The 25,522-nt window shown below is 36.3% G+C and carries 14 protein-coding genes; 9 read left to right on the forward strand and 5 right to left on the reverse strand.

Going from position 1 to position 25,522, the window contains the following annotated elements:
* Positions 1-17: 17 nt before the first annotated feature.
* Positions 18-1,085 carry an A/G-specific adenine glycosylase gene (mutY, locus tag DHU68_RS00125; protein WP_108820951.1) on the reverse strand — a complete coding sequence of 356 codons (1,068 nt, stop codon included), beginning with the start codon at positions 1,083-1,085 and terminating at the stop codon, positions 18-20.
* Positions 1,086-1,223: 138 nt separating this feature from the next.
* Here mutY and DHU68_RS00130 point away from each other — a divergent pair, with 138 nt between their 5' ends.
* From DHU68_RS00130 to DHU68_RS00170, 9 genes are all read left to right on the forward strand, one after another.
* Positions 1,224-1,520 (forward strand): HU family DNA-binding protein, encoded by a 297-nt coding sequence (locus DHU68_RS00130; protein WP_369831328.1) that lies wholly within the window; start codon positions 1,224-1,226, stop codon positions 1,518-1,520.
* A 302-nt stretch (positions 1,521-1,822) separates the two neighbouring features.
* On the forward strand, positions 1,823-3,397 hold the full coding sequence (locus DHU68_RS00135; RefSeq protein WP_108820952.1) for an Rne/Rng family ribonuclease: 1,575 nt from the start codon (positions 1,823-1,825) through the stop codon (positions 3,395-3,397).
* 96 nt (positions 3,398-3,493) lie between these two features.
* Entirely contained in the window at positions 3,494-3,967 is a 474-nt protein-coding gene (gene rlmH, locus DHU68_RS00140; RefSeq protein ID WP_108820953.1) for a 23S rRNA (pseudouridine(1915)-N(3))-methyltransferase RlmH, read from the forward strand.
* 34 nt (positions 3,968-4,001) lie between these two features.
* Positions 4,002-5,120, forward strand: a complete 1,119-nt coding sequence (locus DHU68_RS00145; RefSeq protein ID WP_108820954.1) for a family 43 glycosylhydrolase — start codon at positions 4,002-4,004, stop codon at positions 5,118-5,120.
* A gap of 604 nt (positions 5,121-5,724) precedes the next feature.
* The gene (locus DHU68_RS00150) at positions 5,725-7,164 is read left to right on the forward strand and encodes an IPT/TIG domain-containing protein (protein ID WP_255412387.1); all 1,440 of its coding nucleotides are present in this window, start codon (positions 5,725-5,727) and stop codon (positions 7,162-7,164) included.
* A 29-nt stretch (positions 7,165-7,193) separates the two neighbouring features.
* Positions 7,194-10,304, forward strand: a complete 3,111-nt coding sequence (locus tag DHU68_RS00155) for a TonB-dependent receptor (RefSeq protein ID WP_108820956.1) — start codon at positions 7,194-7,196, stop codon at positions 10,302-10,304.
* Positions 10,305-10,316: 12 nt separating this feature from the next.
* Positions 10,317-12,380 (forward strand): RagB/SusD family nutrient uptake outer membrane protein, encoded by a 2,064-nt coding sequence (locus DHU68_RS00160; RefSeq protein ID WP_108820957.1) that lies wholly within the window; start codon positions 10,317-10,319, stop codon positions 12,378-12,380.
* A gap of 19 nt (positions 12,381-12,399) precedes the next feature.
* The gene (locus DHU68_RS00165; RefSeq protein ID WP_108821605.1) at positions 12,400-13,386 is read left to right on the forward strand and encodes a DUF4973 domain-containing protein; all 987 of its coding nucleotides are present in this window, start codon (positions 12,400-12,402) and stop codon (positions 13,384-13,386) included.
* Positions 13,387-13,573: 187 nt separating this feature from the next.
* Positions 13,574-17,593, forward strand: coding sequence for a hybrid sensor histidine kinase/response regulator transcription factor (locus tag DHU68_RS00170; protein WP_108820958.1), 4,020 nt, complete (start codon positions 13,574-13,576; stop codon positions 17,591-17,593).
* An 87-nt stretch (positions 17,594-17,680) separates the two neighbouring features.
* Here the strand turns inward: DHU68_RS00170 and DHU68_RS00175 are convergent, their stop codons facing one another.
* The 4 genes from DHU68_RS00175 to DHU68_RS00200 all read right to left on the reverse strand — a co-directional run bounded on the left by DHU68_RS00175 (position 17,681) and on the right by DHU68_RS00200 (position 25,521).
* The gene (locus tag DHU68_RS00175; RefSeq protein WP_108820959.1) at positions 17,681-20,158 is read right to left on the reverse strand and encodes a glutaminase family protein; all 2,478 of its coding nucleotides are present in this window, start codon (positions 20,156-20,158) and stop codon (positions 17,681-17,683) included.
* Between the two features lie 158 nt (positions 20,159-20,316).
* The gene (locus DHU68_RS00180; protein WP_108820960.1) at positions 20,317-22,137 is read right to left on the reverse strand and encodes a glycoside hydrolase family 2 protein; all 1,821 of its coding nucleotides are present in this window, start codon (positions 22,135-22,137) and stop codon (positions 20,317-20,319) included.
* 705 nt (positions 22,138-22,842) lie between these two features.
* Positions 22,843-23,451, reverse strand: a complete 609-nt coding sequence (locus DHU68_RS00195; RefSeq protein ID WP_108820962.1) for a hypothetical protein — start codon at positions 23,449-23,451, stop codon at positions 22,843-22,845.
* A gap of 54 nt (positions 23,452-23,505) precedes the next feature.
* Positions 23,506-25,521, reverse strand: coding sequence for a hypothetical protein (locus tag DHU68_RS00200; RefSeq protein WP_108820963.1), 2,016 nt, complete (start codon positions 25,519-25,521; stop codon positions 23,506-23,508).
* Position 25,522 lies beyond the last annotated feature (1 nt).

Here is a 25,522-nt window from a genome sequence, read left to right on the forward strand (position 1 = left end):
TTACACAAAAGAATTGATTATAAATTAACTTCTATCTGCTCCAAATATTTATGTATAAGCCGAGATACGGGAAAGGAATCTACAGTTTCTAGTTTTACTGATACATAAGCGTCACTCAGCAGTATACTCGACACATTAACCAAGTAAAAAGACGTATATATTACCTGATGAGAGAGAACATGCTTCACTGAAGACATTTCTCTTATCTGAACATTCTTAGCTTCTGAAAACAACAAACGAAATTCCTCATCTTTCAACAACTCTTCGAGCCGCATCGCCTTAGACTTCTCTATCAAGGGGAACTCATACAGATTTTGCCAAATATCCTTATCTACGCGTTTTCTCAAAAACGTATTTTCACCATAACGGATATCGAAATAATAAAAATAACGTTCTCTGATCTTCAGTTTTTTTTCTTTTACAGGTAGCTCTTTCACCCTGCCCTCAGCATAAGAAACACATAAGGTAGACAAAGGGCATATCTCACAATTAGGCGAAACCGGCACACATTGCAATGCTCCAAATTCCATTATTGCCTGATTGTGAATCCCCGGATTACTTATATTTAATAATGCCTGAGCCAGCTCAGAGAATTCTTTTTTTCCTTTAGTTGTATTAATAGGTGTATCTATAGCGAATAATCTTGATAAAACTCGATACACATTCCCATCCAACACCGCATATGGTGCTCCATATGCAAAAGAGACTATGGCCGCAGCTGTATACTCCCCCACCCCTTTTAGAGCAAGCACATCTTTATATTCTTTTGGAAAATCCCCTCCATGAGAGTTCATAATCATCTTTGACGCCGCATGCATATTTCTAGCTCTGCTATAATAGCCCAACCCCTGCCACAATTTCAACACTTCTTCTTCTTCCGCTGAAGCAAGTATATTTACAGTTGGAAATCTTTCGACGAACCTCTGAAAATATTCATATCCCTGATCTACTCTAGTCTGCTGAAGAATAACCTCTGATATCCAGATAACATATGGATCTTGAGTATCACGCCAAGGTAAATTTCTTTTATGATCATTATACCAATCGATCAATATATTGCTTATCCTTAAATCTTTTTTACTCATTTACAATTATTTATAAACACTCTGACTTTCTCTATTGAGAAAGTTAATTTACTCGTCTTTTACAAAAAAATGATAATTATTTGTTTCAAAGGTAAATAAAAAGCTATATATTTGCAGTCCAAAAAATTAATTACTAGAATTTTAAAAGACAATAAAAAAATGACAAAAGCTGATATCGTTAACGAGATTGCCAAGAATACAGGCATTGACAAAGCTACTGTATTAAAGACAGTTGAATCGTTTATGGAGGTAGTAAAAGATGCCCTAAGCAAAGATGAGAACGTTTATTTAAGAGGTTTTGGTAGTTTTATCGTTAAAACTAGAGCGCAAAAAACAGCTCGTAATATCTCTAAAAATACGACTATCATCATCCCGGCACATTCAATCCCGGCGTTCAAACCAGCTAAAACTTTCGTTAACCAAGTTAGAAAGTAATAAAAAGAACTTATTAATTAATTATTAAATACATACTACAATGCCAAGCGGAAAGAAAAGAAAAAGACATAAAATGTCTACGCACAAGCGCAAAAAAAGACTAAGAAAGAACAGACATAAAAAGAAAAAATAAGTCTAACTCTTTCTTTGAGGGAAATATACGAGAACAAACTTGTAAATTATTCAATTTAGGGTTTGTTCTTTGTGTATTTTAGATCACGCTCCTCTTATTTTATTAATAGAGAGGATGACTCTTATACAGATTTATTGATTAAATCTAATTTAAACACTAAAGTATAGTTATGAATAGCGAATTAATTATCGATGTCCAACCGGATGAAGTTTCTATCGCTGTACTCGAAGATAAAAAACTTGTAGAGCTACAGAAAGAAGGAACAGATGCTTCATATGCGGTAGGCAACATCTATGCTGGCAAGGTAAAAAAGCTAATGCCAGGATTAAATGCTGCTTTTATAGATATTGGATATAAGAAAGACGCTTTTCTTCACTATTTAGATCTTGGTGCTCAATTTAACTCCGTTGATAGGTTTTACAAACAAGCACTTGCCGACAAGAAGAAATTCCCGAACATATCAAAAATGAAGCTAGAGCCGGAAATTGACAAAAACGGCACAATTAGCGACATTTTAAAACCAGGGCAAGAAATACTCGTACAAATAGCCAAAGAACCTATATCAACAAAAGGCCCCCGCCTAACATCCGAATTGTCTTTAGCCGGACGATTCCTTGTCGTAATACCTTTCAACGACAAAGTCTCCGTTTCACAGAAAATAAAATCCAAAGAAGAAAGAGCTCGCCTCAGACAGCTAATTCAAAGTATAAAACCTAAAAATTTTGGTGTTATTGTAAGAACAGTAGCCGAAGGGAAAAAGGTTGCAGACTTGGATACCGAGCTAAAAACTCTTATAAAGAGATGGGAAGACAACCTCCCTAAAATACAAAAAGCGAAGCTCCCTACTTTAATTTTCGAAGAAACCGGACGCATAGTCGGACTACTGCGAGACATATTTAATCCTAGCTTTCAAGAAATACATGTTAACGATCTAAATACATGCAATCAGATCAAGGATTATATTTCATTCATAGCTCCGGACAAAAAAAATATTGTCAAATTATACTCGGGAGAACTTCCTGTTTTTGACAACTTTGGAATTACAAAACAAATCAAAGCCCTTTTCGGCAAAACAGTTACATTCCGAAATGGTGCATATTTGATTATAGAACATACCGAGGCTTTACATGTCATTGATGTCAACAGTGGCAACAGATCTAAAAAGCCGGAAGCTGGTCAGGAGAACAATGCCTGGGAAGTAAACACTGCTGCGGCAGAAGAAATAGCCAGACAACTTAGATTGCGAGATATGGGGGGTATCATCGTAATCGACTTTATAGACATGACTGAGGGTGAGCACCGAAGTCAGCTGATAGCCAAAATGCAAGAACTGATGGCTAACGATCGTGCCAAACATAATATACTGCCGTTAAGCAAATTTGGCTTAATGCAGATAACCAGACAACGCGTTCGCCCTGAAATGGAAATTTCGACTACCGAGACTTGTCCTACATGTTTTGGAAGAGGAGAGATAAGACCATCTATCTTATTCACCGATACCTTGCGAATGAAAATCAGTTATCTTGTCAAAGATTTAAAAGTAAAGAAATTCACTCTGCATATACATCCATATGTAGCAGCATTTATCAATAAAGGATTTCCTTCCCTAAAATGGCAGTGGAAATGGAGATATGGAATGGGAGTTAAAATAATTCCAAACCAAAGTCTGGCATTTCTTGAATACCATTTTTATGACAACGAAGGAGAAGAAATTGATATGAAGCAAGATTTTGAAGTAAAATAAAATTACTTTTACAAAAAGAGGAACTAAACTAGTTCCTCTTTTTTAATTTCCAGTTATATTCGTATTTTTGACAGTATAAAACAACTCTACCAGAATATGAAAATAATCTTGCTCACAATAGGAAAAACAGACCTAAACTATTTTTCTGAAGGCATTAAAGAGTACGAGAAAAGACTCGCACATTATATCCCATTCGAAATACAGATTATTTCCGATATCAAAAACACTAAAAAACTAACTACCGAACAACAAAAAGAAAAAGAAGGTGAGCTAATTCTCAAAAACATTCAAAACGGAGATTATGTTGTTTTGTTAGATGAAAAAGGCAAAGATTTTACTTCTACTCAGTTCGCATCATATATAGAAAAAAAATCTCATGTAGTATCTAAAAGATTAATCTTTATCATTGGAGGCCCTTATGGTTTCTCTCCAAATGTATATGATAAGGCAAATGAGAAGATAACACTTTCTAAAATGACATTCTCTCACCAAATGGTCCGTCTCATATTTGTAGAACAGTTGTACCGGGCTATGACTATCTTAAACAACGAACCCTATCATCACGAATAATGTTTCTTTCTATATAGTTAATCTATACTGGCACATGAATAAAAATACAGCATATTTTATAGGAATTATTTTTTCAATAATCCTACTATACTCCTGCAACAGCAAAGAGACTCAATCTTCTCAGAAAGAAATAGAGTCAGAAGCTACATTCACTAACCCTCTTCTACCTACGGGAGCAAGACCTTGGGCTACTTTCTATAACGGAGAATATTTCTATTTACAAGATGCCGATGACAGAATTATCTTGTGGCGAACCAATGATATTACAAATATAAAGAATGCTCCAAGTAAAGAAATATGGATACCCAAAGACAAGAATAGTGCATCTCATCTATGGGCGCCGGAATTACACAGAATAGATGGTAAATGGTACATCTATTTTGCCGCCGATGATGGCAATACAGACAACCATCAACTATATGTCATCGAGAATGAGGCGGAAGATCCTTTTGAGGGTGAATTTATAATGAAAGGAAGAATAAAAACTGATAAAGAAGATAATTGGGCAATACATCCTAGTGTTTTTAAACATAAAGAGGAGCTATATTTAATATGGTCTGGATGGCAAACAAGAAGAATAGAGACCGAAACCCAATGCATATATATTGCCAAAATGGAAAATCCTTGGACTCTAGCATCAGAAAGAGTTCTTATATCTAAGCCCGAATACGAATGGGAACGTCAATGGATAAATCCTGACGGGAGTAAAACAGGCTATCCCATATATGTAAATGAAGATCCTCAATGCTACTATACTAAAGATAAGAACAAAATATTAATATATTATGCAGCGAGTGGCACTTGGACTCCATATTATGCCGTAGGATTATTAGCAGCAGACAGCAATAGCGATCTGCTGGATGCTAAATCTTGGACTAAATCAGAAATACCTGTTTTTATTCAGAATATTGAAAATCAAGTCTTTGCAACAGGAACTCCTTGCTTTATTCCTTCACCTGACGGAGAAGAAACTTATTTTCTTTACCAGGCTCGTTCTATCGAGAAAGAACCTTATGGATCTCTCCCTGCCAGCACGATGGACACCCGTTCCCCTCGTCTACAAAAGATGGAATGGGATGAAGATGGTGTTCCTATTCTAGGGGAAGCTTTATCCGAAATAGAGAAAATAAAAAAACCTTCCGGAACAAAATAACTTATATAAATTCCTATTATAGCAGAAAACTTAGCCAATATTGGCTAAGTTTTTTTGTGTAATATTATCATTCAGTAGCACGTCTAGCCGCCTACAAGATAAGTTTCATCTCTCAAAATCTCTACCCCGAAAGAAAAATACGTATACAGAGCTTCTTTTCACCCTTAAAAGCATTTTGCTCAGATATTGTTTTTTTTGAACAGCTTTTGCTCCCCTCACTATATAATTTGAAATAATTTTGAAACGTCCAGAAACAATAACCAAAGAACAACCATAGAAAAGCCATTAAAAGAAGAATGATAAATAAAAGGGCCCTAAGACATAGAGCTAAAGTTTATTAACCTCAAAAAGAAATATAAGCTTAAAAGAATACAGGATAATGATCTTCAAATGATAATAATATCCAATACGGCTATTTCCTATATCAGACAGACATGATCTTTTCTTAAACATTGAGGATATATAAATACATAGCCTATCATTCTGTTTAGAAAAACACATTAAATCAACTAACAACAACGTTAAGAACCTCTCATTAAAGGTTTTACTCATCTCAGCGAATATAAAATCAAAATCTAATGTAATTATGACAATCAAAAGTATTATGAAAAAAACCAAGCGTTGGCAAACCCATTGGTTAATGCTAGCATTATTGGCTCTTTGCTTAATAAGCTGCAAAGATGATAACAATAACGACAAGGGACAGGCGGCCCCACCATTTGACCCATCCAAACCTGTCTTGGTATCAGGCTTCCTTCCCAAAGAAGGAGGTATGGGACAACGCCTTGTTATATATGGCGAAAATTTCGGGAATGACCCTGAACTTGTACGTGTATTAATTGGAGGAAAAGAAGCTAAAGTTATTAGTGTAAACGGAAGTAGCTTATATTGCCTTGTTCCAAGAAAAGCGATGAAAGGGGATATTGAAGTTCAACTTGGGAGAGGAGAAAGCCCAACTATAGCTACAGCTGATTCGATTTTCAAATACGAAAGAAAAAAGGTCGTTAGCACTTTAGCTGGATACAGAACAGAAAGAGACGACCAAGGTTGGAAAGATGGGAAATTCAAAGACGAAGATGAACGAAAAATGGCTGCAGGCTTCAGCGAATATGGATGGCTTCATTTTGACCCTATAAACTCCAAACATCTATGGTTGGTATACGATCATAATGATGGTCTTTATCTACTTAACTTTGAGGACAGTACTGTTACTAAACGAAGGGGTGGATTTGATAGACCTAGGGCTATCGACTTTACTCTTGATGGTAAGCATATGCTTATCGCTGAAGATAGAGGAGGAGATCAGGACCGTAATATATTGAAGTTATCAAGAGAAAAGAGGTTTGAAGATCTTGAAGTTGTAACTAGATATAAACAATGCAATACAGTTGCTGTTCATCCTAAAAATGGGGAAATGTATTTCAACAGTTACGAAAAAGGTCAATTCTTCCGTTTCGACTTAAATAAATATTTTGAAGAGGGACTGGGTGAAAAAGATTACGAACAACTATTCCTTATACATGACCAGGAGTGGGAATATAGGATAATCATACATCCTACAGGGAATTATGCATATATAATGGTAGTAAACCAACATTATATTCTTCGTTGTGATTACAATTGGGAAGAAGAGAAATTCAACCAGCCTTATATTGTCTGTGGTAAACTGAAAAATAAAGGTTATGAAGATGGAGTTGGAACAAGTGCCCTCATAAATCGTCCTTATCAAGGAGTCTTTGTAAAAAATGCCCAATATGAAGCAGAAAACAAAAGTGACATTTATGATTTTTATTTCACTGAAATAGATAATCACATAATTCGCAAGCTTTCACCAGAAGGAGCCGTTACCACATTTGCCGGAAGAGGTAGTTCTAGTATTAATTCTGATCCAAACGGATATGTTAATGGAGACTTAAGGGAAGAAGCACGCTTCCACCACCCTACTGCTATTACATATAATGAAGTCGAAGATGCTTTTTACATAGTAGATTCATCTAATCGTCGAGTTCGAAAAATTGCCCTTGAGGAAATGGACGAAGAGTAATTTATAAATAAATAATATATACTGATATTATGAAGAAATTTTTAATAATGTGCATACTACTTCTGGTTGCTTTCCTCAGTATTCTTGCTCAAGAAAATGTAGAGATAACCGGGATAGTCACTGATACAAATAAAGAGCCTCTTATTGGGGTTAATATATCTGTCGCCGAATCTGCCGGATTAGGAACAGTAACTGATCTAGACGGAAAATTCACAATCAACGTAGAGAGATACAAAAAGCTCATTTTCTCTTACGTTGGGTTCGAAAAACAAGAAATTCTTATTACCGATCAGAAAGTGCTAAACATCACAATGCTAGAGGCTAAAACCAGTGTGTTAACCGAGGTTGTGGTTACTGGTACTGGTGTTCAAACAAAGCAAACTCTAACAGGAGCTGTTACAACAGTTAAAGTAGATGATTTAAAATCAAACCCCACTTCTAGTATATCCAATGCACTAGCAGGAAATGTAGCTGGCGTATTAGCAATGACAAAATCCGGGCAACCGGGGAAAAATATTTCTGAGTTCTGGATTCGATGTATTTCTACCTTTGGTGGAGGGAATGAGGCTTATGTCCTTGTTGATGGATTTGAGCGAGATATAAATGACATCAATATTGAAGATATTGCAGATTTTTCTGTATTAAAAGATGCCTCGGTTACTGCGATATATGGGTCTAAAGGAGCTAATGGTGTTATTTTAATCACTACAAAACGCGGTAGTGCAGGAAAAATTAATATTGATGCAAAAGTTGAGACAATATACAATACACGCACAATTACTCCCGAATTTGTAGATGGATCTACATATGCAAGTCTAATAAATGAAGCTCGCATAACTAGAAACTTTGCTCCGATCTATCAACCTGAAGAACTAGAAATCTTACGCTTGGGATTAGACCCTGATTTATACCCCAATGTAGATTGGAAAGATTTATTGTTAAAAGATGGAGCAATGACCTATCGTGCCAATCTGAACCTTAGCGGTGGGGGTAGTACTGCCCGTTACTTTGCTTCTGCTAGCTATATAGAAGAAGGAGGTATGTATAATACCGATGAGACTTTGAGAAAAGACTATGACACTAATGCTAATTACAAACGCTGGAACTATCGGCTAAATACAGATATTGACATAACTAAATCCACCCTTTTGAAATTAAGTGTCTCAGGATCGCTCGCTAAGAGAAATAGTCCGGGATTAGGAGATGACAAAGTATGGCAATCCCTTTTCGGTTATTCGCCTATCCGCATGCCCATCACATATTCTGACGGAAAAACCCCTTCAATAGGAGAAGACAATTATGTAAACCCGTGGGTATTCGCTACCCAAACAGGCTACAATGAAAACTGGGAAAATAAAATACAAACAAATGCTTCCCTAGAACAAAATTTAGATTTCATAACAAAAGGTCTTCGTTTTGTCGGACATTTCGGATTTGACACGAATAATGAAAGTAATATTAGTCGACATAGGATGCCTGAACTGTGGAGAGCTGAGCGTTCCAGAAATGAAGAAGGAGAGCTAGTCTACACTAAAGTATCTGATCAATCAGCAATGTTTCAAAACAGCTCGTCCAAAGGGGATCGTAGAGAATTTTTAGACATGATGCTTAACTATGATCGAGGTTTTGATGGCCATAATGTTGGAGGAGCTCTAAAATACACACGCGACTCCTTTGTAAAAACAGTAGACATTGGCGACATAAAAGATGGCGTCTCAAAGCGTAATCAAGGCTTAGCTGGTCGTGTTACTTACAACTGGAATCTTCGCTACTTTGCGGACTTTAACTTCGGTTATACCGGATCTGAAAACTTTGCAACAGGCAATCAGTACGGATTCTTTCCTGCTTTTTCGGTGGGATGGAATGTTGCAGAGGAAGGCTTCATCAAAAACAACCTTGAATGGATGGATATGTTTAAAATTCGTTACTCATGGGGAAAGGTCGGTAACGATAAACTAATGAATGATGAGCGTTTCCCATTCCTATATGATATAGGAAAAATAGGACATGTTAATGACAAAAATGAATGGGTTCCAGAAGGTGGATATCAATGGGCTGATTATGGATTAAACAGATACTATGGAGGAATGAAATATTTTCAGGTTGCATCCCCCTTTGTAACTTGGGAAATAGCGACGAAAGAAAATCTAGGTTTTGACCTGTCATTATTCGGAGATAAGTTTAATGCCAATGTTGATTTCTTTGACGAAAAACGTGAAGGAATTTACATGGAGCGAAAATACTTGCCGTCTATAGTTGGATTAGAGAGTACACCTAGAGCTAATGTCGGAGCTGTTAAGTCTTCGGGATTCGATGGGCGTATCGAATACAAACAAAAAGTAGGAGAAGTAAATCTTACTGTTCGAGGAAACTTTACATATAGCAAAAATGAAATTGAAGAGAAAGATGAAGAGAACAATGTATATCCATACCAAAACGAAAGAGGCTACCGAGTAAATCAGGTTAAAGGTCTTATTTCTCTTGGTTTATTTAAAGACTACGATGATATAAGAAACAGTCCAAAACAAAGTTTTGGTACATATCAGCCCGGAGATATAAAATACAAAGATGTTAATGGTGATGGTATAATAGACGGAGGAGACAAAGTGGCGATAGGCGCAACTTCACGCCCTAATTTAATTTATGGTATTGGAGCTTCTGCTAGTTGGAAAGGCTTAGATCTAAGTGTACACTTCCAAGGTGCAGGAAAATCGACATTCTCTACATATGGAAAAACAGTTCACGCCTTTAGTGAAGGAGAATGGGGATCAGTCCTAAAAGACATTATGGGACCAAATCGCTGGATATCTTCAGAGATTTCTGGTGATCCTTCAACAGAAGACCCAAACGCATCTTATCCAAGACTAAGCTACGGAGCCAATGGAAACAACTTCCAAGAATCTACATTTTGGTTGCGCAATGGTCAGTATCTACGCCTGAAAACTATTGATATCGGCTATACATTACCTAAGCATATCGTTAATAAAATATACTGCAACAATATCCGTGTATTCATGGTTGGCTCTAACTTACTAACATGGTCTAAATTTAAACCATGGGATCCAGAGCTAGCTAGTCCACGTGGAGAAGATTACCCTTTAGCAAAATCTGTTTCATTAGGACTAAGCATTAATCTATAAAACGTAAGAAATATGATAAAGAATCTATATATCCTAGCCTTTATACTTGTAATAGGAATTAACTATTCTTGTTCTGATTATCTAGAATCAGATCAGTATTTTAAAGATCGTACTACAGAAGAATCTGTTTTTAAGAACAAGACTTATTCTGAAATGTGGCTATCTCACGTCTTCTCTGAATTTATGGATATGAATGCAGATGTAGCCAGCAAGGGGCATACTCCTCACAATTTCGCAGACGACATGTATTATGGAGACCGCGACAGCGATTATGACCCGTCTAAAAATGAACTCTCATATAACAAATTTAAAATGGGACTCTATAATGAAAATGACAAACAAGACTCATGGGTAAGATCATACAGAGGAATACGGAATGCTACCACATTTATACATAAAATTTATATGAATGAGGAAATGGATCAAGATGAAATAGAAGACTATAGAGGACAAGCTCGTTTTGCAAGAGCTTATCTCTATTGGTTGTTGTTGCGCAAATATGGCCCTATTCCTATTCTTCCTGACCAAGGGATTAATTATACTGATAGTTACGATGATATTGCAACACCTCGCAGCACATACGAAGAATGTGCCGAATATATCAGTAATGAGATGTTATTGGCAGCAAGAGAGATGGAAAAATTATGGATGACTCGTAGTCAAGATAATATAGCTCGTCCTACTTGTGGTGCAGCCTTAGCTGCTAGAGCTAAAGTTCTTCTATATGCAGCTAGCCCTATTGCAAACGGCAACACCCAACCATGGGCAACTACTTTAACTGATGATGCAGGAAGACCTCTTCTTTCTTCTGAATACAGTGAAGAAAAATGGGCTAAAGCTGCAGCTGCAGCAAGAGATGTTATAGAGCTTGGTGTGTATAGAATTTATACAACTCCGACTAAGACTTCAGGAAACGAAATAGACCCTCCTACAATAAATCCTCCTAAAGACGGAAATTTCTCTGAAAAAGACTGGCCTAATGGTTGGGCTAATATAGATCCATACAGATCATATAGACATATTTTTGATGGTACTCTCAGTGCATCAAGTAATCCTGAATTAATTTTTACCCGTGGACAAAATCAAGGAGGGGAAAATTTAGGGAGCATGGTATCTCATCAAATTCCACGTTCAGCAAATGGCTGGAATACTCATGGACTTACACAGAAACAGGTAGATGCTTATTACATGAATGATGGTTCTGATGCACCGGGTAGAGACATTGAGATAGGACGTGATGATGGTAGTCAAAGATTGACGGGCTTTGTTACAAAAGAAGATTACGAGTCTGGTAAATATAGACCGTTAAGAGAGGGTGTCTCTTTACAATATGCCAATAGAGAGCCTCGTTTCTACGCCTCAGTTTCTTATAATGGTTCTTTCTGGAATCTATTAAATGAAACCCATGATTACAACCGTAACAAACAGATTTTCTATTATCGCAACGATCCAAATAGTAATGGCTACAATTCTTCCAATGCTTATTGGCTACGTACGGGAATCGGAGTTATGAAGTATGTTCACATGGACGACACTTACGAAGGAGGTAATATAAATAAGATTAAAACAAAGGTTGAACCCGCAATACGCTATGCAGACATTCTTCTAATGTACGCTGAAGCATTAAATGAGCTAAAAGGATCATATACGATTCAATCATGGAAAGACGCCAGCTATACTATTAGTCGCGATATTGAAGAGATGAAAAAGGGAATACATCCTATACGTATCCGCGCAGGTGTCCCTGATTATCCTGCAGATGTCTATACAGAATCGGGAAGAGACGAAATGCGTAAAAGAATTAAACGTGAGCGTCAAATTGAATTTCTAGCAGAGGGCCAACGTTATTATGATCTACGTAGATGGCTAGATGCCTCAACAGAAGAAGCTCTTCCTGTTTATGGATGCAATGTATTAATGACAGAGAAAGATAGAGAATTATTCCATCAGCCTGTTGCAATCTGGACTCTAAAGACAACTTTTGCTGATAAAATGTGGTTTTGGCCAATATCTCACAGTGAACTTAAACGTAATAGGCGTCTGACTCAAAACCCAGGATGGACATATAATGATTAATCTCAAAATGAATAAGTTTATGAAAAAAATATATGGTTTGCTCTCTTTGCTTGCTATACTAATTTTAAGCAGCTCGTGCAACGATGAGTGGAAAGATGAGCAATATGAACAATACATATCGTTTAAAGCTCCAGTAGGGAGCGAAGGTGTAACTCCTATTTATGTGCGTTATAAATCTGACGTAAGCACTCCATACCAACTTCCTATAATCATCAGTGGGTCTGTAAATAATTCTATCAACAGAACTGTAAATATAGCTGTGGATTCTGACACTTTGAAGCAATTAAATTTTGAACGTTTCCAAAGCAGAGTGGATCATTATTATAAAGAACTTGAAAGTAAGCATTTTTCGTTTCCTCAATCAGTGGAAATAAAAAGTGGAGAAAATACATCTTTACTTGAAATTAACTTTTCTATGAAAGATGTAGACTTAGTAGATAAATGGGTACTTCCTCTTACGTTAGTAGATGATCCTTCCTATAACTATATCTCCCACCCCCGTAAATATTATAAAAAGGCCTTGCTTAGAGTAATTCCTTTCAATGATTATTCAGGTAGATATAGTGGAACCGGACTAAAAGTATATCTAGATGGGTCTGAAAATGAAACGCCAATAGTGAAAGAGACTATTCCATCCTACGTTGTGGATGAGAAGACTATCTTCTTTTACGCAGGAAATATAGATGAAGAGCGTATAGATAGAGGAAAATATAAAATTTACGCAGAGTTTAGTGATCAAGGGGGAATTAAATTCTCTTCAGAAAATTCTGATATTGAATTTAAAGTAAACAAAGATCCAAGCTACGTTATTATGGAAGAGATGGATAAAGTTCGCCCCTACCTCAAGCATCGTTATCTGACAATTCATAATATAGATTACGAATACACTGATTACACAATGATCCCTAATGTGAAAATCAAATACAAAGTTCAAGGATCTCTAATCATTGAGCGTAAGCTAAATACTCAGATACCAGATGAAGATCAGGCTATTGAATGGGATTAATCTAATAATAAATAAAGGTGCGTTCCTGCACCTTTATTTATTTTCTATCAATAGACATAGACAAAGCTAAACCTATATTAGCTGCTCAAATAAAAAATGAAGAAAAACATTACTTTTGTCGCACAAAAAAAGAATCTAATACCTGAGCATTTTCTGTTCAGGTATTCTTATTCTATAACATAGGATCATGAGGAAACTTTATATTTTTTATATCTTACTTCTATTTGCTTCGTATCCTTTACAAGCAAAACAATTCTATTTCAAGAAATATCAAGTAGATAAAGGATTATCTCACAATACCGTATGGTGTATTTTACAAGACAGTTACGGTTTTATGTGGTTTGGCACAACAGATGGGCTGAATCGGTTTGACGGACAGAGATTTGTCGTATACCGAAACGACATACAAGACTCTTCTTCTCTTGGAAACAATTACGTGCAAACTCTATTTGAAGATGATGATCGTAATATCTGGATAGGAACCAATAGTGGTATTTATATATACAATCGTAAAACTGATAATTTTTCTCATTTCAATAAGAAAACAAAGTATGAAGTATCTATAAGTGGAGAGATTACAAAAATTATAAAGACACAAAAAGGTCAGATCTGGATTGCAACACTAGGACAAAGTCTTTTCATCTATGATCCTCAGACACAAGAGCTAGTACAAAATAGTAAAGACACATCCTTCTCTTGGGATCTTTGTGAAGACAAAAATAGTAGAATACATTCTTCCTCTTTGCAAGAAGGATTAATTAGCTATGACCAAAACGGAAATAAAGTTAATACATATACTTCTTTCCTAGAGAAGAAAGATTTAAGTAATATAAAAATTAACTGCACACAAGCAATTGAAGATAAAGTTTGGTTCAGTATCGGGGTAAATAACCTTAATGCTCTGGATACAAAGACAAAGCAAATACAAAGTTTTTCTAACAACAGCCTACATATTGGGACAATAAAAGCTATCATTGAATATTCAGACAAAGACTTATTAATAGGGTCAGACAATGGTCTCTATTTATTCAATACATTCACTGAAACCTTTCGCAGAGTTGATAATCCATTTGACAACAGAAGCTTGAGCGACCAGTCAATACATGCCATAGTAAAGGATAAAGAAGGAGGCATTTGGATTGCAACATATCTCGGCGGAGTTAACTATCTGGCTCAGCAAACAAAAGTTTTTGATTACTACCCTCCAACATACGATACTTATTTTAGTACAGGAAAAATCATTACTCAATTTTGTGAAGATAATAACAAAAACATTTGGGTTGGTGCACAAGATGGACTAAAAATATTAAACAGAAGAACAGAATCTTTACAACCATACATAATACCTGGCAGTAATAAGAAATACGACATTAGGTCCTTACTTATAGATAATGATAACTTATGGATAGGAACCTATTCGGATGGATTAAAAAGACTGAATCTAAAGACAAATAATCTTACAGAATATTATCACATAAGAGAGTCTGCTCAAAGTATATGTAGCAATGATATTCTTTCTCTATATAAAGATCGCAAAGAAGATATTTATATAGGAACGACATGGGGCTTATGTAAATATAATAAAGATCAAGATAATTTTGAGACACTTAACTTTGTTGGCACAATGGCCTCTGTTTCAGATCTTCATGAAGATAAGTCAGGATATCTATGGATAGCAACGAATAGTTCCGGAGTATTCAGATATAATTCACAAACTCGCGAATGGAAACATTATTCTCACGAGGATACAAACCTCAACTCAATAACAAGTAATTCTGTAATTCGTATCTTCGAAGATTCGAATGGGATAATATGGTTTGGGACAAATGGAGGGGGGCTATGCTCTTTCAATAAAGAAGATGAGTCCTTCAAAGATTTTGACCCTCAGAATATGATTCTCCCAAACAAAGTAATTTATTCTATAGAGGAAGATAACAGAGGGAATTTTTGGATATCAAGTAATGCTGGTCTCTTAAGAATTAATCCTGAAACAAAAAACAATAAAAAATTATTCACTCAAGAAGATGGATTGCAAAGTAATCAGTTCAACTTTAAGGCATCATTAAAAACCTCTTCTGGTGAATTATATTTTGGAGGGATAAACGGATTTAATTCATTTTTCCCAAACGATTTTAAAGAAAATAATTATTTACCTCCTGTATATGTTGTGGATGTTAGATTGTATAATACAACTGAGAGTGAAAGTAAAGAGCTCCTTCAGCTGACAACACCTGTATATTTAACCGAAAAAATAGAATTACCTCACAATAAGAATAGTATTACTGTAGAATTTAAGGCTCTTAGTTACGAAGAGCCAGGAAGAAATAAGTATGCATACATACTGGAAGGTTTCGACAAAGATTGGGTCAATAATGATCATTCAAACATAGCTTCTTATACCAACCTTTCTTCTGGCGAATATACATTAAGAATTATCGGTTCCAACAATGATAGTAAATGGAACGAAGATGGAACAGCTATTCATATCACGATATTACCTCCTTGGTGGAGAACAACTATAGCTTATCTGATTTATTCGCTATGTCTATTCACTCTGTTGTATTTCATATTTAGATTCTTGGCTCATAGATCGAATTTGAAGTTCAAAAAACAATTAGAAGAATATAGATTAGAAAAAGAAAAAGAAGTATATCAGTCAAAAATAGGTTTCTTTATTAATCTTGTTCACGAAATCAGAACACCTTTGAGCTTAATAAAGCTACCTTTAGAAAAACTATCTGAACAGCATAATCAAGATGAAAAAGAGTCAAAATATCTGACTATCATAAACAAGAATGTTACATATCTACTTAACATAGTCAATCAACTTTTAGATTTCCAAAAGGTGGATAGTAACAAAAGTGTATTGAAATTGCAAGAGCTGAACATCAATTTGCTGCTTCAAGATATATACAATCAGTTTTCTCACTCAGCCAATTTAAATAATATAACAATGTCTCTTTCTTTACCTGATGATGAGATCATTTCGTTCGTAGACAAAGAGAAAATCATTAAAATCGCCAATAACCTATTAAGCAATGCTCTCAAATTTGCAAACTCTAAGATAGAACTCCAACTTAAGTCTTTAAGCAATAGTTTCGAGATTAGAGTCTTAGATGATGGGCCCGGTATTCCTAACAGTGAAAAAGAAAAAATATTTGAGGCTTTCTATCAGGCAAAAATGAATAGCGGGAATAGTGCAAAAACCGGAACAGGAATAGGTCTTACTTTTTCTCGGCTATTAGCCGAGAATCACAGAGGAACCCTTACTCTAAAAGATAACGAATGGGGAGGCTCTTCTTTCGTTTTAACAATTCCTACTGAGTACGAAGAGGACGATTTATCGTTGATTGAGTTTATCTCTTCTTTTGAAGAGAAAGCTATGATAATCTCTACGAACGAAGAAAATAAGGGTAATGAGTTCTTTAAGAATAAGGTTTTACTCGTTGAAGATAATGTTGATCTATTAAATTTAATTGAAGACTCCTTAAACTCTCATTTTACTATTTTTAAAGCAGAAAACGGCAGACAAGCCTTAGAAATTGTATCGAAAGAGAATATAGATCTTATCGTTAGCGACATAATGATGCCTGATATAGATGGACTAGAGCTAACCAAATCGATTAAATCAGATATGAACTATAGTCATATCCCTGTCATTCTGTTAACTGCTAAAACGACTTTAGAATCTAAAATAGAGGGCTTAGAGTATGGAGCGGATGTATATATAGAAAAACCTTTTTCTATCAGGTTTTTACATAAACAAATCGAGAACCTTCTAAAGCTGAGACAAACATTCCAAAAAATGATAACCTCAAGCCCTTCCCTTGAGGCTAAAATTGAAGCAGCTATTTCTAAAAAAGATAGAGAATTCATTGAAAAACTTCACGTAGAGACAGAAAACCATATTGCAGAATTAGACTTCTCTATCGATAATATTGCTGAGACTATGTTTATGAGTCGATCCAGTTTTTACCGTAAAGTAAAGAGTATTACAGGTATGTCTCCTAACGACTACCTAAAAGTCTTCCGATTAAACAAGGCTGCTGAACTTCTATTAGAAAACAACCTGCCCATATCAGAAATATGTGATCAGGTAGCCTTTAGCTCCTCTTCTTATTTTGCCAAATGTTTCAAAGCTCAATTCGGAGTACTGCCTAAGGATTATGTTACAGATATCTTAAATAAGAAAAAGAATAGGGAATAAAGCATTGTGTATTAAGTATAAAAAACAAGAGCATTAGATCAACCTTTCGGACTGAACTAATGCTCTTTAACATTCACTATGAAGTATTTACTTTAGTAATCTGTCACTAAGCATCTTAATATAATATCCTCCTACAACAGAACGGGCCTTAAACCCTACATGCTTTTTACTGTCTGTATAGTACCAGTCTGACATTGGCACTCTACTATCTGTTTCATTATAAAACTTATGCAATGGAGTAATAAACTGCTGAAAAGTAGCATCATCGTCTGCTAAAGTAGCTGTCCACATAATCCAGTCAGACTTAGAATATGACATACGGCTATCTAATGGTAATCCATACTCATTTTGCTTAGTTAAATAGTAAGCTATTTCTTTTTGAGCAACAGACTTTGGGAATATATTAAGTTCTAGAACTTTATCCCATATCAAATTATATTTCTGACTCCATGTACCAGGCTTATCAAATGTTAAGCGATAATGATCTCCATCATCAGCCATTTTAACCCATGCCTCAGCCATTTCTTTTGCCTTAGATGTATATTTCTCAGCAACATCTTTCTTACCTAACATATCGGCTAAATAGCCGTAAGAAGCAACACCCATAATAGCTTTCACGGACAAGTTTACATTGTGGGCGAAATGCCCTGCAAAATCATCTGTACAAAGTTGATTCTCGGGATCAAGACCATACTCGACAAGATAATCTGTCCATACAGTCAATACATCCCAATGCTTTTCGGCATATTTAGCATTTCCTTCTACTCTAGCAACCGCAGCTGTTATAGCCAACATATTTCCAGCCTCTTCTATTGGCATATCGCCTCCATAAGTTTGTCCATTACCCCAAGGGTAAGTACCTATATCATGTGCAGGAAAAGGTTTTGTCCATTGTCCACTTTCGCTGTAATAGAAAATATGATTCAACAGACCTTTTGCTAACTTAGGATTATAGTATAAGAACATTGGGACCGAAGGGTAAGTAATATCTACCGTGCCAATTGAGCCGTTACTATTATTTTCTTTTGAAAGAAAAGCTAAATCACCATTTGGTGTTTCAACTAATTTGTGAGCTGATATAGCCTGACGATATGCCAATGCACAAAGTTCAGCATATTCTTTTCCTCCCGATTCTATTGCATCAACCATTAATTGATGGTCAAACTCTGCACTTTTTTCTTTCAGTTTCGAATATTCTTTATTCGCCGTAACAAATATTTCCTCTATTGTTTTATCACCCTTTCTATTCCAATAAGGACGTAAATTCTCTTTAAAATATTGAATAGAATAGATATCATCATACCCTATCATGATCTTACCTGATGCAGATGTTGCTTTTCCTAAAGTTTGAGCCAAAGCTAAATTAGCATTTCCTTTTGGAGATACGTCTCCACTTAGCTCTCCTCCTCTAGCAAACATATTTCTCATTTCATAAGGATTCCCTACATGATAGGTTGATCCATCTTTCTCTGCACTCAAGTAAAAGTATCCCCAGTCTATGCGAATATCATCTCCACGCTTACCTAATATTTTTTGATCCACACTTCCTGTTTTCAAGAACAGAAGACCATCTTTTTCAAAACCTTCTCCGCTATTTGCTTGAAAAGGACCATCTAAAGCCCAATGGGGAGCAGCCTCAAAATATATCTGAACATCATGAGCGGCACCATCCAGAGATTTAACATCATAAGATATATAATTCACCGGACGAGAAACGAGTTCTAAATCATCCATTAATAAAGGAGCCAAGAAAGAAAGTTTTAGCTCCACATTACCACACTCGAATGTGTAATAAGTATGTGTTGCCTGTACATCTGCCGATTTTTGCTCTGCTGTTTTAGCCATAAATGTCTCAACTTCATCCTCTATATAAAGACCAAAATCCACCAAGGCTCCACCTGTCGTATTGTGGCAATGAGCAGCAATTACATTATCTCCTTTTTTCAAAGAAGCCTTTACTTCATCATTTAAAGTCAGCCACACATTCTTTCTCCATTCATACCCCGTTTCTACGACTTGAATACCGTTTATATAAAGTTCAAACGTATCATCGTGAGAAAACTGTAGAAATACTTTTTTGTTTGTTAAGTCTTCTTCAATATTGATATGACGACGAACCCATATATCTTTAGATTCCCACAATGTGTTTACATTCGTTTCATCATTAGTTCCAAAAGCTGCTTGTGCCTCTTTCCAACCATTGTCTGAAAAATCTTGTTTTTCCCAACCTTTAGCAGGTGCATCAAATGTATATTTCCCAGCCCAAGCCTTTTCTGTAGACATCGCCGCTAAAGCTTTCATCGGCGTTTGTTCAACACCCATAAAGCGATAAACTTCACCATCGACACGAATAGCACCTATCAAAGGAAATTCTTTACCTGTCCAGTGCTTCACAGATTCATCATACAACTTGTCAGTAAGAGACCATGCAGAAGTGTAAGGATCAATCGTTACTAAAGGATAACCAGGAGCTCTTAAATCATTTTTTATTACTTCAACAGATTTATTTCCGCCATCGCAGCCGAATAAACCTATCAAACAAAATAAATAAAGTATTCTTTTCATTTTAAATATATTTAGTATGGGCAAAACATCAATATTACCATGTAAAACAGATTAGAGTAAGCCTATTATAATAAACTGATGCTGCGCCAAGGCACAGCATCAGTTTTAAATTAGTATATGATATTGATAGCTTGTCAATCATCATTTACCTATGCAAATTATTTATTTAGGCTATTGATTACTTCTTGATTAGCCTTACGAATTCTGTCTTCTTCTACTTTGACAACTTTTCTGTCATAAGTAATTAACCCGTTTACTTCTCCTTCAACGTCTGTTGTTTGAGTATAAACAGCTGCTGAATAAGCAGTTTTAACCAGTCCTAGCAGATCTTTACAGTATTGAACATAAACATCTGTTACTTCTTTTGCACTCTTAAACTGTACATATCCCCAGTTTTTATCTGTTTGCCATAAGTGCCCTTCCAATGGAAGTCCAATACCTCCATATTCTCCCAATACTGTTGCTACATTTGTTTGTCTCTCATACAAAGTAAGCTCTGGTCCTGGGTAATGATGAACATCAAGAATATCACCTACTCCACTATAGTGATTACCTCCACTTGCAGGGTTTACTAGACGAGAAGGGTCATATGCCTTAGTCCATTCTGCAATATCCTTAGTTTTAAATTGCCCCCAAGCTTCGTTAAATGGCACCCAAACAGCAATTGAAGGGTAAGAATACAGATAATCCATAATTTCTTTCCACTCTTTACGATAGTCTGCTTCCGACTCTGCTGTACGTTCTAACTCTTTACCATCAAAGAATTTTCTCATTTGCCATTGAGGAGAAGTTTGATTTCCATTAGGCATATCTTGCCATACAAGAATACCTTCGCGGTCGCAATGAGTATACCAGCGTGCTGGTTCTACCTTCACATGCTTACGGATCATATTAAATCCTAAATCTTTTGTTTTCTTGATGTCATATAGTAGAGCTTCATCTGTTGGTGCTGTATATAATCCATCAGGCCACCATCCTTGATCAAGTGGACCAAAATGAAAATAGTCCTTATTGTTTAGTTGAAGACGAACAACTTCTTTGCTATCTCTCTTTATAGAAACTTTACGCATTGCTGCATAGCTCTTCACATTATCCTGAAGCTTGCCATTGCTATAAAGGTTCACTTCCATATCATATAAAAATGGAGACTCAGGAGACCATAGTTTAGCATTATTTATAGCAATCTGAGCATTTTGCCCTACAGTAAACTTAGTACGAGAAATAACAGTAGAACCATCTTTAAGAACCACTTCTGCAATATCGTTAGCAGCTGCATTTTCCGCACATACTTTTACATTCAAAACACTCTTGTCAATATCAGGAACAGTCTTAACATTAGCAATGTGTTTTTTATTTACTGGTTCTAACCAAACTGTTTGCCAAATACCAGACACAGGAGTATACCAAATTCCGTGAGGATTGTTTATCTGTTTTCCTCTTGCTTGGTAACCATCATTTGTTGGATCCCATACCTTCACTACTAGTTTTTGTTTTCCTGATGTCAGGAACGGAGTAATATTGAAATTGAATGGAGTATATCCACCTGTATGAACCCCCACTTTTACATCATTCACGAAAATTTCAGCTTTCCAATCTACTGCGCCAAAATGCAACAAGACATCTTTTCCTTTCCAATTTGAAGGAACAGTAAAAGTACGTTTGTACCATAATTCATTTTCTTTGCCTAATGGCTTTTGAACACCTGAAAGGCTAGATTCGACAGCAAAAGGGACTAAGATTTCTCCCTCAAAATTAGTAGGCTCTGCTTTTCCTACAGGAAGAATTGCATATTCCCACAAGCCATTCAAATTAGCCCAATCTGAACGTTCCATTATTGGACGTGGGTATTCAGGCAAAACATTTTTAGGGTCCAATGTCTCAGCCCACTTAGTCTTAATTTTGTCTCCTGCAGGCTTCCACTGAGCAAATGCAGTTACACTGACAAATACTAACACAATAAATAAAAGTCTTTTTTTCATGGATATAACTTTCTTAAAATTAAAATTTATATAATTATCGATTATTTCTATTTTACAATTGGGCAAATAATAAGGAATAAGATCTTTTTATGTTTATTTCGTGGCAAGCAGATATTACAATCTGTTCTAACGATACGATTCACAGTAGACTCTCTGTTTCTATTAAAAAAACGTTCAAAAATACAATTCCTTCATATAAAACGTATCGTTTATATCAAATTTCTTTCCAGAATATCAAATATAGTTATAATTATCAGCAAGAAGCGATTTTACAGTTCAAAATCAACTATAAACAAAGATATATACAACAAAACAAGGAAGAGTCTATTTCCTATTCAAAAAATAGTAATATCTGGTCACTAAGAGCCCAATATTCCCTTTTTCTTAAATTCATCAAAAAAAAACTCTCTTTTTTTTGTTTTTAAATAAAATTGATATACTTTTGTACCGCCTTAGGCAAAGGATTGTCTCATGGTGTAATGGTAGCACTGCAGATTTTGGTTCTGCCTGTCAAGGTTCGAATCCTTGTGAGACAACAAAGAAATTTCATAAACGACCAATTATCAATATAGATAGTTGGTCGTTTTTTGTTTGGGGTGAAACACATCTGCCCTTTATATTTAAAGAAGCATGGATTAGAACTGGCAATCACGAGTGTCTTTATAAGTTGCCAGTCCTAACCCGAGATTGATGACGAATTTAGTGCTAACCTTTATTTTTCTCAATCTCTGCTTTTTCTTCTTCGGTCATTTCTCGTATTTTAAGATCTCTCATTATGAGAGTTATACCCGCTTCTGTACCAATATCCATACGTATGAAATCTCCTTCTTTTCCCCACTCGAAACTTTTGATCGGATCGGCAATGTTAAAGGTGAACTCTTTCCACTCGTAACCTTCTGTTTTCTTTACAGATGGCGATACAGCAGATCGTCCGCCTGCTATGGGGGAAAAGAATAGTTCAACATCGGAAAGGTCTTTGCCCAGTTGATAACGGAAAGAGAATATAACGCATTCTTCGGGTCTGTCTTTTGTCAGAGCTTCTAAATGAAACTGAGGATCTCCTCCAGTGGTCACAAATGTATATTCCCCGGATGAACTTTCTTCTATTGTAACATGATACATGCCTGACTGAAGATTAGGTTTCAGCTTGACTACGGGGGTAACTTTGCCGGGTTCGTAAGTTTCGTCCAGCGTTATGGTCGGAATATCTATCATCTCATAGTCTCTGCAAGCAAAAAATGTTGTAGAAACCAATAAAGCCAATGCCATCCGTAGCATCCATATCATTTTTGAGTTTTCTTTATTTGTGTTCATAATCAGAAATTAATAATTAAAAAATAATATCATTGAACATAGGCGAAATGCTGTTTATTTCTTCCAGATATACCGATAGTTAAATCGTCTGTTGGGAGCAGTATCGCCATCGATGCAAAATGATATAGGATCTTTCAGTTCTCCGGCATTGTCGCTCCACTTGAAGTCGAAAGTGAATTCGTTTTTATCCAAATTCAGTTTTTCTCTTGGGATCTCTATTTCTATTTTGTTACCATCTACATAGTAGTTCAGATCACACACTTCGATCCACTGCCCGTTATCATACTTCATTAGTGTAGTTACACGATCGCTTTTTACTTTCATGTTGACCGCAAAGTCGTAGCCATACCAACCTGTCTGGGTGTTAGCATCTTTGTCTATAAAGAGCATCATCCAATGTTTGTCGGTGTAAGGACTAATCGTGTTACCTGTTTGAGCAAAGAAATAAATGCTGCCTTTGTCTACAGATACCTTACTGGTTAAGAAGTCGTTTCTGCCCGACGTGTTGGTGTAATGCAATCCGTTATAACCATTGTAGTCTCTGTGGAAAACATCTCCCTGCGTATCGCGAAATTCGGTCTCTATCTTATTCCAGTCGTTGAACTCGTTACCCATATTTATTGGGTTGAATCCTTTGTTTTTGGGTATAGGAGTAACTCCCTTGTAACGACGTATATTTTGAGCCATTTGCATGTAGTAATTGTCTGTATATCCGTCCTTCATCGGTTGGATAGTTCTGTTAAACTCAGCATTGTATTGATCTACAAACCAGAAATTACTTTTGCGTCCAAGAAAATTAGCTGGTCCTCCATCTTCACGCTGATATTTTCCCGCTGTCCATTCGTTCCAATCGTTTATGTAGATGAAGTGAGGATTTGCGGGTAGGGTTTCGTCCCATCTCTCCTGAAAGTAGATACCATAAGCCGTAGGATCGTCCACCGTTTTTCCCAACCATGGCACATAGGTAGGAACGGGCATGTCGTATTCATTCAGTTTGGGCTGCCTGTTCTTTCTTGTCCACGATTTACCTACATTCAGGATCGAATGCTGAGCAGGGGTAATCGCTGCCTGTTCGGGCTTACCGTTGTAAGGAGAGATAAGCTGATCTGGTCTCAACGAATCTCTGCCCAACCCCATTGGTTCGCCCGGTATTGGTTCGTCTCCCAGTTCGTAGCCGAAACTCCAGTTGCCTTCTGTACCTACAAAGCGTTCGCCTCCCCACATGTAGCGTCCCCACCACATATTACGTAGTGTGAAGAATTCTTTCACTTCTTTGGTGTAATCTTCGTAATATTCTAAGGCATAATCCGGATCTCCATAATACATGCTTGCCGGATTGTTGGCGGCAATGGAGGAATAATTAGGGTTTTTACTTTTAGGAGCTTTGCCTCCCGAGTCGAATTCGGGGTGTGCATTGTAGAGCAACAATGGTTTGTCGTCCCAATAAAACCAAAGGTCTTTATATTTGCCGACTTTGTACACTTTCTCGTAGAGGTCTTGTACCACTTCTATAGCAGGACCGTTGTAGGACCAGAAACAGAATTGAGGAACTTTGTTTCCATTCTTGCGCATATCCAACATGGTGTTGAAGAGTACATCCCATTCGCTCCAATACCTTACAGCATTGGTGACATCCATTACCAAAACATCTACACCGGCATCGGCGAGCATCGAAATATCTTTTCGGATAACGTACTCGTCTTTTGATAAGAAATAACCCATTTCGGGTTCTCCCCAATGGAAAGAAGAGTTATTCCAAAGGGGATGTTTCCCATCTAGCCTGGCCGAAGAATCTTTTTCTAGTATTTCGGTTACGTTCATCCTTATTCCGGGAATATTGTGATGACTATCAGCGTGCCATGTAATATAGAATATGCCCACTACTCTGCGCTGGTCGTTCTTTCTAGGACCAACTTCTTCATAGTCTGGCATGATACGCCCTAAGGCATCTGTTGCCACCCAAGTGTCGGGGTAGATGTCTCTATATGCCTCTTTATCTTGGGCTGGGAGTATCATGTAGGATGCAGAAAAACTTAACAACAGTAGTGCTTGCTTTATATTTATTTTCATT

The organism is Dysgonomonas sp. Marseille-P4361, assembly GCF_900343125.1.
Lineage (GTDB): Bacteria > Bacteroidota > Bacteroidia > Bacteroidales > Dysgonomonadaceae > Dysgonomonas.